General features: G+C 74.7%; 1 protein-coding gene. It reads right to left on the bottom strand.

The window, feature by feature from the left end; all coding sequences use genetic code 11:
* The coding region (locus C1I99_RS31645) for a hypothetical protein (RefSeq protein WP_111137786.1) at nucleotides 1–837 on the bottom strand (837 nt) is incomplete at its 3' end.
* Between the last annotated feature and the right edge of the window lie 210 nt (nucleotides 838–1,047).

The raw sequence follows: 1,047 nt of genomic DNA on the forward strand, positions 1-1,047 counted from the left end.
GGGCAGGTGCGCCGCGGGATCGGGGCAGATCAGCCAGCCGGGCGAACCGTACCCGGTGGGCGGGACGTAGCCGCTTGGCGGGACGTAGCCGGCGGGCGGCGGGTAGCCGGCCGACGGCGGGTAGCCGGCCGACGGCGGGTAGCCGGGCGGCGCGTACCCGAGCGGGTAGCCGGCGGGCGGGAGCGGCGCGCCGGGCGTCGCGGCCTGCGGCCGGAACCACCGGTTGGCCGGGGGCAGCGCCAGCAGCAGCACGACCGCGGCGGTGAGCAGGAAGACGGTCAGCACCCCGAGCCCGGCCAGCGGGAACAGCACCGCCTCGAAGGGATCCGAGCTGGCGTAGAGGGTCTCGGCGAACTTCGACTCCGCCCAGAGGTCCTCCTCCGGCACCCCGTCCGGGTACTCCTCGTCCACGTAGCCCCCCTCGGCGACACCGGCGGCGAGGAACAGGGGGAACACGGCCACCCCGGAGCAACCCTGGACGGCGCAGATCAGCACCTGCGCCCCGCCGGCGACGAAGACCAGGATCCGGGCGGTGTTGCCGCCCCGGCGTACGGGCCAGGCCGTGGCCGCCAGCCAGCCGGCGAGCAGCAGGGTGGGCAGGCCGAGCACGACCGCCATGGTGATGTTGCCCCAGCGCTCCCCGCGCACCTCGTCGGGGTCGGCGTCGGGCACCAGGCGGACCGCCCGGTCGATCTGGCCGTCCCACTGGATCGCCTGGGTGATCACCAATCCGACCAGCCCGAGCAGCACCAGCACCGCGGCGAGCTGCAACCAGAAGGCGACGGTGACGGTGACGGGTCGCGGCGGGCGCGCCGGCGCGTCGGGGGGCGGCGTCATGGCCCGGACAGTACGGCCGGACTGAGCCGGCCGGCAGACCCGATCGGGCAGCCTCGGCCGGCGAAAGGATCATGCTCCGCGAGCCGCCTCATGATGTCCTCCCCCGGCGCCCTACGCCCACCCCCTCCCGGGTTGATCATGAAGTTGTTGCCCGCCGAGTCGGCGTGTCGGGGCAACAACTTCATGATCACCAGGAGGGCGGGGTGTGGG

Source organism: Micromonospora deserti (assembly GCF_003236335.1).
GTDB classification, from domain to species: Bacteria; Actinomycetota; Actinomycetes; order Mycobacteriales; family Micromonosporaceae; genus Micromonospora; species Micromonospora deserti.